A 16,353-nucleotide genomic window follows, 5' to 3' on the forward strand; every position below is an offset into this window, starting at 1 on the left:
GAGTTTCAAATGGAAAAGCTTATGATTGCAGGCGGATATCCTTTAAAAGGGACAGTCCGGATTAGCGGAGCCAAGAACAGTGCGGTGGCATTGATCCCGGCTACCATTTTAGCGGAGTCGCCTGTTACGATTGAAGGTTTGCCGGATATTTCGGATGTTCAAATTTTAAAAGATCTGCTTGAAGAAATAGGGGGAACGGTTGAGTTTACAGACAATGATATGACTGTTGATCCCTCTTCCATGATTTCCATGCCTTTGCCGAACGGAAAAGTAAAAAAATTGCGTGCTTCCTATTACTTGATGGGAGCCATGCTTGGCCGCTTTAAAAAAGCTGTGATTGGATTGCCTGGAGGCTGCCATCTTGGGCCAAGGCCGATTGATCAGCATATTAAGGGGTTTGAAGCGCTTGGCGCACGTGTGACTAACGAGCAGGGAGCCATTTATTTGCGTGCCGATGAACTGCGCGGGGCGCGTATTTATCTGGATGTTGTCAGCGTTGGGGCAACTATTAATATTATGCTTGCCGCAGTCCGGGCAAAAGGCAGAACAATTATTGAAAATGCCGCAAAAGAACCGGAAATTATCGACGTTGCTACATTGCTGACCAATATGGGTGCGAAAATTAAGGGAGCCGGTACAGATGTCATCCGTATTGACGGAGTCGACAACCTGCATGGCTGCCAGCATACGATCATCCCTGACCGGATTGAAGCAGGAACATATATGATTGTTGGCGCTGCAGCGGGCGAGGGTGTGCTGATTGACAATGTCATTCCGCATCACCTTGAATCACTGATTGCAAAGCTTCGTGAAATGGGCGTTCAGATAGAAACGAAGGACGACCAGGTTTTTGTCGGTCCGGCTGAAAAAATGAAAACTGTCGATATTAAAACACTGGTGTATCCTGGTTTCCCTACTGACCTCCAGCAGCCGCTGACCTCGCTGCTTACAAGGGCTGAAGGAACGGGCATGGTCACCGATACCATTTATAGTGCCCGTTTTAAGCATATTGATGAGCTGCGCAGAATGAATGCCAATATTAAGGTGGAAGGCCGTTCCGCAATTATTAACGGTCCAGTCCAGCTTCAGGGCGCCAAAGTAAAGGCAAGTGATTTGAGAGCAGGCGCTGCGCTTGTAATCGCAGGCTTAATGGCTGAGGGAGTCACGGAAGTAACGGGCCTTGAGCATATTGATAGAGGCTACAGCCACTTGGTTGAAAAATTGAATGGGCTGGGTGCCACAATTTGGCGCGAAGAAATGAGTAAAGAAGAACTGGAACAAATGAAAAACGCTTAGTGTCGTTTAAAAATCAACAGGCAAGTTTAACAGTGCTTAAGATAAAGAGAACTTTACACCAATAAAATAAGGCGGGTGATGCGGCGCTGGCTATAAACCGGCCCGCCATACACCCATGCAATTCTGCCTTAGAATCTGGGGAGGAAAGATCGATGGAAAGAAGTTTGTCAATGGAGCTTGTCCGTGTAACAGAAGGTGCCGCTTTAGCATCAGCACGCTGGATGGGACGCGGTTTAAAGGATGAAGCGGATGATGCAGCTACTTCTGCGATGAGAGATGTGTTTGATACTGTGCCGATGAAGGGAACAGTAGTTATCGGAGAAGGTGAAATGGATGAGGCGCCAATGCTTTACATTGGGGAAAAGCTTGGAACAGGCTATGGACCTCGCGTCGATGTAGCAGTCGATCCATTGGAAGGTACGAATATCGTAGCATCTGGCGGCTGGAATGCATTGGCTGTAATTGCTGTTGCTGACCATGGAAACCTGCTGCATGCTCCGGATATGTACATGGATAAAATTGCTGTCGGTCCTGAAGCCGTTGGACAAATTGATATTAACGCTTCTGTTTTGGATAATTTGAAAGCGGTCGCAAGAGCAAAAAATAAAGATATCAATGATGTAGTGGCCACCGTTCTTAATCGTGAGCGCCACGAGCATATTATCAGCCAGCTGCGCGATGCAGGGGCAAGAATCAAACTAATCAATGACGGTGACGTTGCTGGAGCGATTAACACAGCTTTCGATGAAACCGGTGTAGACATCCTATTCGGTTCAGGCGGTGCTCCGGAAGGCGTTCTTGCAGCGGTTGCCCTTAAGTCCCTTGGCGGGGAAATCCAGGGTAAACTTCTTCCTCAGAATGACGCAGAGGTAGAACGTTGCCTGAAGATGGGTCTTGATATTAACAAAGTTCTTCTAATGGAGGACTTGGTAAGAGGCGATGACGCCATATTTGCCGCAACAGGTGTAACAGACGGTGAACTTCTTAAAGGCGTACAGTTTAAAGGCTCATACGGTTCAACCCATTCGGTTGTTATGCGTGCCAAATCAGGGACTGTCCGCTTTATTGAAGGACGCCATAGCTTAAAGAAAAAGCCTAACCTGGTTATTAAATAAAGTAAGCAATAGACAGATTGAAAATGAGAGCTGGCCATGGGTGCCAGCCTGCTCATTTTCATTTCCTTCCTGCCATATTTTCCAGTAAAAAAATAGTTATTGATTAATTTTCAGATTTAGGGGTAAAATAGAGATTGTTTTTTACTGAAGAGGAAACCTCCTTATTTCAACTGAAAACGGGCTCCTAACCGGTCTATTCCTCGAAACTTTTTATCACTCAGCAGAAATAAAAATATAAATAAATTCTTCAACCGCTTCAAGAACCTCAAAAGCGTCTTTCCCATTCCTTTCATATAAAGTCCAATATTCGTACAGCTGCATATGAAGGAAATGATTGAAAATTACAAAAGTGTGGTGTAAAAATGGGTTTAAACATTTCAAGTTTAGAAAATATGAAGCTAAAAGAGCTTTATGAACTTGCCCGTGAATATAAAGTTTCTTATTACAGCAAGTTATCGAAAAAAGAATTAATTTTTGCCATCCTGAAAGCAAGGGCAGAGCAGGAGGGCTACTTTTTCATGGAAGGTGTCCTGGAAATTATCCAATCAGAGGGCTTTGGCTTCCTACGTCCGATTAACTATTCGCCAAGCTCTGAGGACATTTATATTTCCGCTTCGCAGATTCGCCGCTTTGATTTAAGAAACGGAGATAAAGTATCAGGGAAGGTCCGCCCTCCAAAGGAAAATGAACGCTATTTCGGCCTGCTTCAAGTAGAAGCTGTTAATGGCGATGATCCGGAATCAGCGAAAGAGCGTGTCCATTTCCCAGGATTGACACCTTTATATCCAAACCGCCATATGAAGCTGGAAACAGGTACAAGACAGGTTTCCACAAGAATTATGGACTTGCTTGCGCCCGTTGGTTTTGGGCAGCGTGGTCTAATCGTAGCACCTCCTAAAGCGGGAAAAACCATGCTTTTAAAAGAAATTGCCAATAGCATTACAACCAACCATCCGGAAGCAGAATTAATTGTTCTATTGATTGACGAGCGCCCGGAAGAGGTAACAGACATTGAGCGTTCTGTGGCTGGGGATGTTGTCAGCTCAACGTTTGACGAAGTGCCAGAGAATCATATTAAAGTGGCCGAGCTTGTTCTTGAACGCGCCATGCGTTTAGTTGAGCATAAACGCGATGTTGTCATTTTGATGGATAGCATTACAAGGCTGGCAAGAGCTTATAATCTTGTCATTCCTCCAAGCGGAAGAACATTATCAGGCGGGATTGACCCTGCTGCGTTCCACCGTCCGAAGCGATTCTTTGGTGCGGCCCGCAATATCGAAGAAGGCGGAAGCTTAACCATCCTTGCGACTGCGCTTGTTGATACAGGTTCACGTATGGACGATGTTATTTACGAAGAGTTTAAGGGTACTGGAAATATGGAACTTCACCTTGACCGCTCACTGGCTGAAAGAAGAATCTTCCCAGCCATCGATATTCGCCGTTCCGGAACACGGAAAGAAGAATTGCTTATTCAGAAAGATCACCTTGATAAGCTATGGGCGATTCGCAAGTCAATGTCCGATTCACCTGACTTTGCTGAAAAACTGCTCCGCAGACTAAAACAGACAAAATCAAACGAAGAGTTTTTTGCTAATCTGGCAGAAGAAATGAAGGCCAAGCGCTCTCACTAACAGTTGAAAGCTTTTAGGAGCTTTTTTGGGTGCTGTTTATGTTAATTTTATGTTCTGCAGCAAAATCAATTTTCTCTACTAAGTTGATTGGAGCGGAGGGCACTTGATCCTCGAAAATGCATCCGCATTTTCTTCGTGCGGTGCTAATTCAAGGAAGCATATTCAATGTCCTGCGGGAGGAGAGGGAGCGGGAGACCCCACAGGCGAAGCCGAGGAGGCTCCCGTTCCTCCCCGCGGAAAGCAAGCGCCCGCAGCGGAAATCAACGGGCAGCATTAATAAACAAAACAACCATTCAGGAGAAGTGAGTTGCTTTTTGGAAAATCCAGGATGCATCATTCGCTTATTGCAAAATATACTTGGACTTGTTATAATAATGACAGTGTGTTTTTGAAGTTTACGGCAATCGATGGTTGCCCGTAATATATAACTCTGTTTCGAATGATTCAGGGCGGAAGGAGATGAAAAGAATGAAATCAGGAATTCATCCTAACTATAAAAAAGCAATGGTGAAATGTGCTTGCGGTAATGAGTTCGAAACCGGTTCTGTTCAAGAAGAGATCCGTGTTGAGACTTGCTCTGAGTGCCACCCATTCTATACTGGACGTCAAAAATTCGCTGAAGCTGGCGGACGTGTTGACCGTTTCAACAAGAAATACGGCATTAAGTCAGAACAAAAATAATAAACAACAAAAACAGGCAAGTTAACTTTCTTGCCTGTTTTTTATTGCTAATGAAGGCCGGACGCCGGTCTTTATTTCGGATATGAAGAACTGTTTTGCCGGGGCCATTTTACCCAAGGCTATGAAAAAAGTGCACGAGTATAAGGTAAATTAACAGCTCGACCCTTTCTTCATAAAATAATAAAAAGAACAAAAAATAGAAAAGTGTAATTTTGAAGTCTGACGGGTGTCTAGCTTCAGGCGCTTTACGCTTTTCGATTATATTAGTTAGAACGAGGAAGGAGAGGCCGTTCATGTACGTTATGAATCATCACGGATGGGTGGAAGTCATTTGCGGAAGCATGTTTTCAGGCAAATCAGAAGAGCTGATTCGCCGTGTACGAAGAGCTCAGTTTGCCAAACAGCAGATTGCTGTATTCAAGCCGCAAATTGATAACCGGTACAGTGATGAGGCTGTCGTTTCACACAATGGAACTTCTATCATAGCCAGACCCCTAAACCAGTCTACCGATATTTTTAAATATATTAATCCTGAAATTGATTTGATTGCCATTGATGAAGTGCAGTTTTTCGACAACGACATTGTGAAGGTCATCCAGCACCTGGCTAATAGCGGACACCGTGTGATCGCTGCCGGATTGGATCAGGATTTCCGCGGAGAGCCATTTGGTCAAATGCCTGCGATCATGGCGGTGGCTGAATTGGTAACAAAGCTCCAGGCTGTATGTGCCGTTTGCGGATCGCCTGCAAGCCGTACACAGCGTCTGATCAATGGAAAGCCGGCTTCATACGATGATCCAGTTATCCTGGTTGGCGCATCAGAAGCGTACGAACCGCGCTGCCGCCATCATCATGAAGTTCCCAAATCGCCCAATATCATAGAAAATCCTGAGACAACCGAGTCCTTATCATAATTTTTATACTTAACGATCTCTCTGCCCTGACAATGTTCCGGGCAGTTTTTTTTATGGAGGGAAAAAAGGGATTGGCTTCATATAGTCTTATGAGCCGAAAAAAATGTACGGAGGGCCAAACCTGAAATCGTCCTCATAAAAGTTCCATGATGCGATAATTAGTGGACCGGAAACCAATAAACTTCTTCATTATTAATTCAAAACGAAAAGGTTTTTATAAAAAATCAGGCCATTTTTGCCTTAATTTGGCCCGCACATTCCTCCTTATAGCGGACATCCTATAAAAAGGAGGTGTTAGTTATGAAAAAACTTAGTGTTTTCATTCTGATGCTCGCATTTATGGCTGGCTGTGCCCAAAATCAGGGGACAGAGAATGCTTATAACCAAGAGAGCAGGGATGGCACTTCATTTATAAACAACGATCTGGATCGTACAGAGGACAATGATACATTGGACCGGACATTTAGCGGCGATCAGAACCCTAATTTTATTAACTTTGATGGCAAAAGACTGGACAACCAGGATGATATCAACCATGCGCGCAAGGTGATTGCCGCTAATGAAGGCTACCGCCCTGGTGCGGTTTGGGTAAACGGGGAAGATATGTGGGTAACGGCTTATCGCAAGGGCATGATGACCAATCAGGAAAAAAGCGATGCCGAAGCGCAATTGCATAAAATGCTTTTAAAAGCTCTTCCCCGTTATCATATTGAAGTAAATGTCCAGGAAGACCGCACGTAAAATGCCCTGCTCTACAGGGCATTTTTTTTACGCAGCTTTTCTTTTTAAAATAACTTTGTTAGATGTTACATAACTATGAAGCACCATGCCGGCGATGACGAGTGCCATGCCTGTCATGGAAACGGCTGAAGGAAGCGGGCTGGATAGCAGAGCTACCTCCCCGGCGACTGCAAAAAGAACCTCCAGAGATTGGGTTGCTTCCACTGCACCTAATTTTTGCATATTGCCTCGAACAAGATCTGTGGCAGCAAAAAACAATACTGTCGCAAAAACACCGGAAAATAGGGCGACCAAGCCGGATTGAATTACCTGGCCTGAGCTTGGCAGTCCAGCAGATGCAAGGCCTGCTATGGAAAGAATTAGCCAAAAGGGCAGACTGGCAATGGTCATGCCAAGTACCCGCTGGTAGGCATCGAGCCGATTTTCGCAGACGTCCATCATTTTGCGGTTGCCCAATGGATAGGCGAAAGATGCTAAAATTAATGGAAGTACAACTAACAGGGTTTCGCGCCAGGAGATGGAGGAGGCGTGCTCCCATTGCATGACCGCAACTCCGAGCAGGATAACCAAGCTCATCATTAAGCCGCGAAAGGGAATCTTGCCTCGTACCCGAACTATTCCATTTCCCGATTGATAGGCAACGTAAAATAGAGGTGCCAGGAGTGAACCAGAAATAATCGTAATCTGCCAGGTACCGGCAATCAGCCATCCAGGTCCGTAGGCTGAGGCGAAGCATAATGGAGCATAGAATAGGCCAAAGCCCACAAAGCTCCATAATAGCCACTGTCCGGGCGCTTTTTTCATTGCAGAGAAAAGCGGGCGCAAGTTCCCTCTAAAAGCCACAATTGCAACCAGCAGGGGAACCATGAAAAAATAGCGGAGCGACGCGCTCCAAAGCCAGCTGCCGCCATCCATTTCCATTGCCCGGTTCAATACGAAAGTAAACGCAAAAAAGAATGCGGAGCAAACCCCTAATATAATTGCCTTCAAGTCAGATCACCTCATTTTCCTTTACTTGTTAAAAGCTCTCCGAGACTCAGCCAGTTTTCCTCAACAAGCCTGGATGCCATATCCGCATTTCTTTGCATGCTAACTTCAATAATTTTTTTATGCTGTTCAACAGATTTAAGCCCATTTAAAGACCCGAATTGGGCTATTTCGAGACGATGAATCTTGGGGATGATCCTTTTCAAAGCCGAGATAATCTCCGGATTGTTTGCTGCCTGAAGATATATATGGTGGAATGCTTCATCAGCTTTGATGGCACCAATAATGTCCTCCTGTTTCAAAGCAGATTCCAGTTCTTCATTGGCTGATTCCAACAGGTCAAAATCCCCTTCAGCTAATTGTGGAACTGCGAGCCTGACGCCTAATGCGTGCAAAGCAGCTGCAACTGTAAAAGCGTGGCTGGCCTCCTCTTCATTTAATGGTGTGACACGGGTGGAGGAGCCCGGAATCGACTCAACAAGCCCTTCATCCTCCAGACGCTTTAAAGCCTCCCTGACCGGAGTCCGGCTGATCCCGAAATCTTCGGCAAGTTCCTTGTCATGAAGGCGCATTCCCGGTTCGAAATCAAGCTGGACAATACTTTTCTTTAAGGTTTCGTAAACTTCATCTCTTAGGGACAAACGTTTAATTGGAGTAATATTTTTATTTTTCATAAAACCAATATATCGGATATCGCGAAATCAGGCAATGACTTTCCAGAAAATTTCTTTCTCCAGCAGGACTGCATCCTTATTCGTGATTGGTTTTGACTGCAACTATCACCTATACTATAATTAGAATGTTATGGAGTTATGAATGTAAATTTATTTTTAAAATATATTCCGCTGGCTAAAGTCCGGCGGCTAATGGATAAAATGAGGTGAATGGCTGTGTTTGATCGTCTTCAATCTGTAGAGGACCGTTATGAAAGGCTAAATGAACTTTTGAGCGATCCGGAAATTGTCAATGATCCAAAAAAGCTGCGTGAATATTCAAAGGAACAATCTGATATTCAGGAAACTGTTGAAACATATCGCGAATATAAAGAAGTGAAAGAACAATACCAGGATGCGCGTGCCATGCTGGAAGAAAAGCTTGATGCGGAAATGCGCGAAATGGTAAAAGAAGAGTTGGATGAGCTTGAGGAAAGAAAAGAGGACCTGGAAGCGCGCCTGAAAATCCTTCTTATTCCTAAAGACCCAAATGACGATAAGAACGTTATTATGGAAATCCGCGGAGCGGCCGGTGGTGATGAGGCAGCATTATTCGCGGGCGACTTATATCGTATGTACAGCCGTTATGCCGAGGCGCAGGGCTGGAAGATCGACGTGATTGAAGTCAGCTCCACAGGTGTCGGCGGATATAAGGAAATCATTTTCATGATCAACGGGAATGGCGCATATTCAAAACTAAAGTTTGAAAACGGTGCACACCGTGTTCAGCGTGTTCCGGAAACAGAATCCGGCGGGCGCATCCACACTTCTACTGCAACTGTTGCCGTTCTTCCGGAAGCAGAAGAAGTCGAAATCGATATTCATGAAAAGGATATCCGTGTAGATACTTTCGCATCAAGCGGACCGGGCGGACAGAGTGTTAACACCACCATGTCAGCTGTGCGTTTAACTCATCTGCCGACGGGTACGGTTGTATCCTGCCAGGACGAAAAATCACAGATCAAGAATAAGGAAAAAGCGATGAAGGTCCTTCGTGCACGTGTGTATGATAAATTCCAGCAGGAAGCACAGGCGGAATACGATCAGCAGCGTAAATCTGCTGTTGGAACAGGTGACCGTTCAGAACGTATCCGTACGTACAACTTCCCGCAAAACCGCGTAACCGACCACCGCATTGGCTTAACGATCCAAAAGCTTGATCAAATTCTTCAAGGCAAGCTTGATGAAGTGATTGACGCGCTAATCGTTGAAGAGCAATCTGCGAAACTGGACAGTGCATCTAATGAGTAATCAAACAATGAAAGTATATGAAGCCCTCAACTGGGCTTCTTCTTTTTTAAAAACGGCGAATCGCGATGAAAATGCCGGCGAGTTATTATTGCAGCACTTTATGCAAATGAGCAAAGCAAGCTTTTTGGCAAACTTGCGGGAAGATTTGCAGCCCGAGATCCTGAATGCTTTTCAGGAGGCTGTGCATGCGCACGCTGCAGGCCAGCCTGTGCAATATATAATCGGCTCTGAAGAGTTTTATGGGCGGACCTTCCTGGTCAACGAGAATGTGCTTATTCCAAGGCCGGAAACGGAAGAGCTGGTGTATCATGCCCTGCAAAGAATCCCGAAGCTGTTTGGAGATGCTGATGGACTCCAATTGGCGGATATCGGCACAGGCAGCGGAGCGATTGCCGTCACAATGAAGCTAGAGAACCCAGAATTATATGTAACAGCAACAGATATTTACGGCCCGACACTGCGGTTGGCAAAGGAAAATGCAGAGAGAAATAGCGCCGAGATTGAATTTGTGCAGGGGGATCTTCTGCAGCCGCTTATTTCTCAAGGAAAGCGGTTTGATATCATCCTGTCAAATCCTCCTTATATCCCGGACAGGGATGTAGAGTGGATGTCAGACATTGTCACCAAGCACGAACCTCACCGGGCGCTGTTCGCCGGTGAAGACGGCCTCGATCTGTACAGGCGTTTCATGGAGGAACTGCCAGCCGTCCTAAAGGAGCGAGCCATAGTAGGCTTCGAAGTAGGTACCGGTCAAAGCAAAGACGTCTCCGCACTTCTGCAGCAGGCCTTTCCAAACGCAAAAATAGAAACAGTCTATGACATCAACGGCAAAGATCGCATGGTCTTTGCAGAAATAGGATAAAAGACCGCCGAATGGCGGTTTTTTTATTGGTACCAGGTACCACCCGAATTTTGTCGATTTTTATAGGTTGTTAGAGAAGAAAATGTTATGGGGAATTTTTTTAATTTTAATAGTTTAAGATTCTGGCATCCTGTCCACAATGAGGATAGTGAAGGGACGGTGTCGGAGAGATGAAAACAAAAACGATTGTGAAATTATATGTGTTGATTTTATCCTTGGGAACGATTCTAAGTTTATATATACCAAAAACAGAAGTGACGGCAGATGAGCCGATGGTGATTCCAAGCGAGGCAATCAGGCTTCGAATTCTGGCTAACAGTGATTATGAAGAAGACCAGGAACTTAAGAGAAAAGTTAGAGACGCTGTAAATGCAGAAATAACAGAGTGGGTTTCAGAGCTGACATCGATAGAAGATGCCCGAAATTTGATTCAGTCCAGATTGCCTGAGATTCAAAAGATTGCTGAAGAAGTTGTTGAAAAAGAAGGATCTGACCAGAAAGTAAATGCGGATTTTGGAAAAGTAAGTTTTCCTACAAAGCTATACGGCCAGTTTTTATATCCCGCCGGCGAGTATGAAGCGATTTTAATTACACTGGGTGAAGGCAAAGGGGCCAACTGGTGGTGTGTGTTATTCCCTCCTCTATGCTTCCTTGATTTTTCGAACGGTGTGGCTGTAAGTGAAGGTTTTGAAGAAGGCGATAAAAAGGGAGAAGTGAAAGCACAGGAAGAGGTGGCTGCTGCGAGCGCAGATTCGAAAAAAGAGCCAAAGGAAGAGTCACCTCCTGTTTATACAGAAGAAGATGAACAGCCTGTAGAGGTAAAGTTTTTCTTAGTAGAAATATGGGAGAAAATCTTCGGATAAAGACTTGCTGTTACTGCAAGTCTTATCTTTTTTAGAATCATTTTAGAACCTGAAAAAAATATTACAATTAAGACAAGGTGTTAACATCTTCTTTTCATACGTTTGATTCTATCAAAAACGGATAATTAAAGTAGTGTAACAACAAAACATAAAAAAAGGAGATGAAAGATAATGGCTAAAAACAACAATAATAACAACGATAAAATGTCTCGTGAGGAAAGAGGACGCATGGGCGGAGAAGCTACTAGCCGCAACCATGACAAGGAATTCTATCAGGAAATAGGACAAAAAGGCGGAGAAGCAACAGCTGAAAGCCATGACAAAGAATTCTATCAGGAAATAGGAGAAAAAGGCGGCGAAGCAACAGCCGAAAGCCATGACAAAGAATTCTATCAAGAAATAGGAAGAAAAGGCGGCGAAGCAACAAGTGAAAACCATGACCGCGATTTCTACGAAGAAATCGGCCGAAAAGGCGGCAACTCTAACGACTAATTATTCACCTGAAAAATTCAATACGATTTTTTTAAAATAGACACGGCAGCGGATTCATGAAAGCTGCCGTGTCTTTTCTTTATTGAAGCACTCTAGTATTTTTTTGTTCTACTTTTTCTATTTATTCATATTCATAGAAGGACAATATCAAAAATGGGGTGAAGAAATGGAAACAGGAGTAGTACGATGTGCACAATTAGAAGATATGGATAGACTGGCAGCATTTTTGGAAGCGGCGAATCTAAGCACGGATGGAATCAAGGATGCGATTGAATATTTTTTGATTATGGAGAATGATTCGGGGGATATTAAAGCTACCCTGGGAATTGAGCCCCATGGAGAAGTAGGTTTGTTGAGGTCGCTTGTTATGTCAGCTTCGGCATCCGAAAATGATTTATTCGTCCTTTTCGAGCAAATCTTAATGCTGGCCAGAGATCGAAATCTGAATTCGTTATATCTTGCTTCGAATAAAAGAAATTCACTTGATTTTTTCCGTTTGCTTGGATTTAAACAGGAGGAAACAGAGCAACTGCCAGAAGTTTTATTTGAATCAGATCACGTAAAACATATTCTAACTGTGGATAACTCTTTCTTTTTGAAATTATCCATGTGAATTGTGGGTATGTTGCCAAAGTTATACACAAAATAACATTATTTATACACAATTTGTGGATAAAACTTGAGTTATCCTCCATCTTCTACTATACTTTCCAAAGTAATGTTCAAAAAAATGTCGAAAACAAAGGAATTTTGACAGATAAAAAACATTTTTTATGAAGGTGGATAACGATGATTACAAAAAGATGGTCGGTGGATAAAAATGTGGATAAAGGAGAAAGTTACCCACAACTTTCACAGGCTGCCGATCTTTTAAAAAATAGTGAAGTGGTAGCTTTCCCAACCGAAACAGTATATGGATTAGGCGGGAATGCGGAAAATGATGATGCGGTGAGGAAAATATTTGGAGCAAAAGGACGTCCAAGCGATAATCCCCTTATTATCCACATCGCCCAACAAAGCCAGCTGAACGCCTTTGTAGAGGCAATACCTGAGAAGGCGCAGGTGCTAATGGATAATTTTTGGCCAGGGCCGTTAACGCTTATTTTTAATATGAAGCAAGGCGTTCTTTCAGATTACGCCACAGCAGGGTTATCCACAGTCGCAGTCAGGATGCCAGACCACCCTGTTGCCCTTGCGTTATTGAAAAGAACGAGGCTTCCCATTGCAGCTCCAAGTGCGAACCGGTCTGGAAGACCAAGCCCAACGACAGCTGACCATGTTTGGGAAGATTTGAATGGCCGGATTGCCGGCATTGTGGATGGAGGTCCGACAGGTGTTGGTGTCGAATCGACTGTACTGGATTGTACAGGTGAAGTACCGGTCATCTTGAGGCCGGGTGGCATCACAAAGGAACAGCTTGAAGCGGTTATTGGCGAAATTTGTATTGACCCAGCATTAGCAGATGATGGACAGGCACCGAGATCTCCTGGAATGAAGTATCGCCATTATGCACCGGATGCTCCTCTTTATTTAGTAGAAGGGACTCGTGAAGACATTCAGCGGCTTGTTGATGGAAAAAAGCAGGAAGGACTTTCTGTGGGAGTTTTGACAACAGCTGAAAACGAAGGATTTTACCGGGCGGATTATGTATTTGCGTGCGGACAGCGGGAAATTCTTGAGACTGTCGCAACCTCGCTATATGAAGCTTTAAGGCATTTTAATAATACTGATGCTGATATTATTTTCAGTGAAATGTTTCCGAACGAAGGCGTGGGCCACGCCATCATGAACCGGCTGATGAAAGCAGCTGGCCATCGGGTCATTAGCTGATTATATAGAAAAAACAGCCGTTTCGGATAGGGACGGCTTTTTGCGTTGAATGGGTAAAAACCCTATCGGCAGGGAAGTCGCGCATAAAAGTTAAAAGTGGATCGTTAAACTATAAAAGGGGTACATAAAAAAGAAAAGTTGTTCTATAAACCTTAAAAGTGCAGCAATAAAACAAAAAAACACCATAAAATCTTCTATCTTTCAGATATGGCCAAAGAAACAGCCTATTTTGAAGTTAAAAATCCACAAAATAAACAAAAAAATAAAACTTAGCCCCAAAGGTTATTAACCAGCCCGGCCGAAGTTTTCCCCCAAAAATAGAATGGGATTCTAAAACCGTTAGGACGTGCATATGCTGAATTAGCAAGTCCAAGGGGGCGGAAAAATGTCAGCGATGATAGGAGAAATACTAACACTGGCTTTAATGGCATTCGCGTTGGGGATGGATGCCTTTTCGGTCGGCCTGGGCATGGGAATGTACAGACTCGGCCTCAGGCAAATTTTTAAAATCGGGATTACAATCGGACTTTTCCATGTGTGGATGCCCCTACTGGGAATGATCGCAGGCAGATTCCTTTCAAATACATTCGGAGCCATTGCCGGCTATGTTGGCGGAGGATTGCTCCTTTTATTAGGTGTGCAAATGGTTTGGTCAAGCTTCAGGGAGGATGAAGATAGCCTGATTACACCAGTGGGTCTGGGTCTGCTTCTTTTTGCTCTAAGCGTAAGCCTGGATAGCTTCTCCGTTGGGCTCAGTCTCGGAATCTACGGCGCGAAAACCCTGCTGGTGCTGACATTATTCGGAATCGGTGCTACCGCATTAACCTGGGCGGGCCTGCTTACAGGCAGAAAAGTCCAGGGATGGATGGGCTCCTACAGTGAAGCCCTTGGCGGTGCCATCCTTCTTGCGTTTGGAGTGAAACTGCTGTTTTTATAGAGGTACCAGGTACCACCCGAATTTTGTCGAATGCAGTAGCAGCCAGTCTTGACGGGGTTTAAATGTTAATAATTTGTGAAAAATGAAAAGGGTGCCTGTCACCCTTTTTCTTTTTTTTGGCCCGTTGCTATATGTGTGATGGGAAATTTGACTTATAATGTAAGGAAAGTACAGATGTGTAATTTTTTCGCTCAAAAAATAAATGATTGTTGGTTTATACCGATATAAATAAGGAGGAACCGATCTGTGACGAATGTACTGTTTGTTTGTACAGGAAATACTTGCAGAAGCCCGATGGCAGAAGCCATTTTAAAAAGCAAGGGTTTACCGGATGTTGAGGTCAAATCTGCAGGTGTATTTGCAGCTGATGGAAGCGATGCTTCTGCACACACGAAAAAGGTGCTAGAAGAGGAGGGAATCCCGCTTGAGCATAAATCTTCTGGCATGACCGAGTCTTTAGTGGATTGGGCCACTTATATTTTAACGATGACGACAGGTCATAAAGGTACGGTTCTTGCTATGTTTCCTGGTGCAGCCGGTAAAACTTATACGCTAAAAGAGTTTGCTGGCCAGGCTGGAGCAGGCGATATTATCGACCCTTATGGCGGGACTTTTGAGATATATAGAAGAACCTTTGAAGATATGACAGAAACGATTGACCAGGTTTTGAACCGCTTAAAAAAAGAGAAAGATTAACAGGGGGCACACTAATGGGGGAGAAAAAGGGTTATCAATTTGGCCTGAGAAAAAAGCTCGTTTTATTTATCACTTCACTGGCTATTATTACATACACAACAAGTGCTATTTTTCTTTATGTATTATTTCCTAGCATCGAAGATTCACTACCATTTGGAGAGGCCGTTTTTAGTATTTTAACATTAAGCATGGGGGCAATATGGTCAGGGATATTAGCCTTCTTTGCCGCAGGAGTTATTATTAAGCCATTGCAGAAGCTTGAAAAAACGGCTTTGATGGCTGCCCAGGGGGATATCCGTGAAGACGCCGAGCTATCCAAATCAGATGATGAAATCCGTTCCCTCGGCATCGCGTTTAACCATATGCTATTCAGTTTAAGAGATATGGTCCAGAAAATTGATGAGAACTTTAAAGAAACAAATGATAAGGTTATTGCGATCTCAACAGAATCTTCCATTGCCGCAGAGCAGGCAGATTCCATCGCCAGAACCATCAGCGAGATTTCCCTGGGAGCGGATAATTCGGCCGTTTCGATCCAATCAACCGCAGAATCAATGGAGGATGTCATCCGCATTGCGGAAGAAGTCCAGGATAAAGCTCGAGCGTCCGAGACTGTTTCAGGGGAAATGGTCCAGGACCTGATGGAATCGAAGAAAGTCATTCATTCACTCATTTCAGGAATTGAAAAATTAGCGCAGGATAATGAAAAGTCACTCCAAACGGTTAAACGTCTTGAAGAAAATGCAGTTAAAGTAGAGCAGATTATCCAGCTTGTTGGCGATATTGCTGCGCAGACCAATCTCCTTGCTTTAAACGCCTCCATTGAAGCTGCCCGTGCCGGTGACCACGGCAGAGGGTTTGCTGTGGTAGCTGAAGAAGTCCGAAAACTGGCTGACGAAAGTGCCCAGGCAGTCCAGGGAATTTCCGAATTGATTAAAAACATTCAGGAAGAAGTCCGTAATGTTGTGAAGCAAATTTCACTTCAAGTAGAAACGGCAAACAATGAAGTGAAAAAAGGAACACAGACAAATGAAGTCATCGAGGAAATGGCAAAAACGGTTAATGACATGGCCGCCTCTGTTTCTGCTATTTCCGGGCTGGTAGAAAATCAAATGGAGGGCATTCAGCATACCTCAACACAATCACAGGAGGTTGCGGCGATAGCCGAAGAAACTTCTGCTGGGGCCCAGGAGGTTGCTGCGGCCACCCAACAGCAAACATCTGTGATTGCAAATGTGGAAAAATTGGCGTTTGAACTGAAAGAGCAAGCCGAAAAATTAAATGATACGATCACAAAATTTAAGCTTTAATATTCTGTAAAAGGGAGCTTCATTATTGAGGCTC

At 44.1% G+C, this 16,353-nt stretch carries 16 protein-coding genes and 1 pseudogene; 15 read left to right on the top strand and 2 right to left on the bottom strand.

The features are described 5' to 3' along the window. Positions 1–9: 9 nt before the first annotated feature. The 6 genes from DFO73_RS05085 (at position 10) to DFO73_RS05115 (ending at position 6,378) form a co-directional block, all read left to right on the top strand. The gene (locus DFO73_RS05085; protein ID WP_110063702.1) at positions 10–1,296 is read left to right on the top strand and encodes a UDP-N-acetylglucosamine 1-carboxyvinyltransferase; all 1,287 of its coding nucleotides are present in this window, start codon (positions 10–12) and stop codon (positions 1,294–1,296) included. Positions 1,297–1,448: 152 nt separating this feature from the next. Beyond that, entirely contained in the window at positions 1,449–2,411 is a 963-nt protein-coding gene (gene glpX / locus DFO73_RS05090; protein ID WP_110063703.1) for a class II fructose-bisphosphatase, read from the top strand. Positions 2,412–2,773: 362 nt separating this feature from the next. Then, positions 2,774–4,042 (top strand): transcription termination factor Rho, encoded by a 1,269-nt coding sequence (gene rho, locus DFO73_RS05095; RefSeq protein ID WP_110063704.1) that lies wholly within the window; start codon positions 2,774–2,776, stop codon positions 4,040–4,042. Between the two features lie 468 nt (positions 4,043–4,510). Beyond that, entirely contained in the window at positions 4,511–4,723 is a 213-nt protein-coding gene (rpmE, locus tag DFO73_RS05105; protein ID WP_009332279.1) for a 50S ribosomal protein L31, read from the top strand. A 293-nt stretch (positions 4,724–5,016) separates the two neighbouring features. Then, positions 5,017–5,637: a thymidine kinase gene (locus tag DFO73_RS05110; protein WP_110063706.1), complete on the top strand. Its 621-nt coding sequence runs from the start codon at positions 5,017–5,019 to the stop codon at positions 5,635–5,637. Positions 5,638–5,937: 300 nt separating this feature from the next. Continuing rightward, positions 5,938–6,378, top strand: coding sequence for a hypothetical protein (locus DFO73_RS05115; protein WP_110063707.1), 441 nt, complete (start codon positions 5,938–5,940; stop codon positions 6,376–6,378). Between the two features lie 27 nt (positions 6,379–6,405). On the opposite strand, the gene DFO73_RS05120 is transcribed toward DFO73_RS05115, so the two are convergent. Further along, complete coding sequence (locus DFO73_RS05120; protein WP_110063708.1) at positions 6,406–7,368, bottom strand: DMT family transporter; 963 nt, start codon at positions 7,366–7,368, stop codon at positions 6,406–6,408. A gap of 11 nt (positions 7,369–7,379) precedes the next feature. Then, positions 7,380–8,039: a GntR family transcriptional regulator gene (locus DFO73_RS05125; protein WP_110063709.1), complete on the bottom strand. Its 660-nt coding sequence runs from the start codon at positions 8,037–8,039 to the stop codon at positions 7,380–7,382. Positions 8,040–8,255: 216 nt separating this feature from the next. Between DFO73_RS05125 and prfA the strand changes: the two genes are divergently transcribed. From prfA to DFO73_RS05170, 9 genes and pseudogenes are all read left to right on the top strand, one after another. After that, positions 8,256–9,329, top strand: a complete 1,074-nt coding sequence (gene prfA / locus DFO73_RS05130; RefSeq protein ID WP_110063710.1) for a peptide chain release factor 1 — start codon at positions 8,256–8,258, stop codon at positions 9,327–9,329. Positions 9,330–9,336: 7 nt separating this feature from the next. Further along, entirely contained in the window at positions 9,337–10,191 is an 855-nt protein-coding gene (gene prmC / locus DFO73_RS05135; RefSeq protein ID WP_110063711.1) for a peptide chain release factor N(5)-glutamine methyltransferase, read from the top strand. A gap of 170 nt (positions 10,192–10,361) precedes the next feature. Next, positions 10,362–11,054 (top strand): stage II sporulation protein R, encoded by a 693-nt coding sequence (gene spoIIR / locus DFO73_RS05140; RefSeq protein ID WP_110063712.1) that lies wholly within the window; start codon positions 10,362–10,364, stop codon positions 11,052–11,054. Positions 11,055–11,225: 171 nt separating this feature from the next. Further along, positions 11,226–11,537, top strand: a pseudogene (locus DFO73_RS05145) (KGG domain-containing protein); the annotation flags it as partial. Positions 11,538–11,712: 175 nt separating this feature from the next. Continuing rightward, complete coding sequence (locus DFO73_RS05150; RefSeq protein WP_110063714.1) at positions 11,713–12,159, top strand: GNAT family N-acetyltransferase; 447 nt, start codon at positions 11,713–11,715, stop codon at positions 12,157–12,159. A gap of 176 nt (positions 12,160–12,335) precedes the next feature. Then, on the top strand, positions 12,336–13,376 hold the full coding sequence (locus tag DFO73_RS05155; RefSeq protein ID WP_110063715.1) for an L-threonylcarbamoyladenylate synthase: 1,041 nt from the start codon (positions 12,336–12,338) through the stop codon (positions 13,374–13,376). Positions 13,377–13,761: 385 nt separating this feature from the next. After that, the gene (locus DFO73_RS05160) at positions 13,762–14,313 is read left to right on the top strand and encodes a manganese efflux pump MntP (RefSeq protein ID WP_110063716.1); all 552 of its coding nucleotides are present in this window, start codon (positions 13,762–13,764) and stop codon (positions 14,311–14,313) included. A 246-nt stretch (positions 14,314–14,559) separates the two neighbouring features. Next, the gene (locus tag DFO73_RS05165) at positions 14,560–15,009 is read left to right on the top strand and encodes a low molecular weight protein arginine phosphatase (protein WP_181395927.1); all 450 of its coding nucleotides are present in this window, start codon (positions 14,560–14,562) and stop codon (positions 15,007–15,009) included. Between the two features lie 14 nt (positions 15,010–15,023). After that, positions 15,024–16,319 carry a methyl-accepting chemotaxis protein gene (locus DFO73_RS05170; protein ID WP_110063717.1) on the top strand — a complete coding sequence of 432 codons (1,296 nt, stop codon included), beginning with the start codon at positions 15,024–15,026 and terminating at the stop codon, positions 16,317–16,319. Positions 16,320–16,353: the final 34 nt, after the last annotated feature.

It is taken from the genome of Cytobacillus oceanisediminis, assembly GCF_003182355.1.
Lineage (GTDB): Bacteria > Bacillota > Bacilli > Bacillales > Cytobacillaceae > Cytobacillus > Cytobacillus oceanisediminis_A.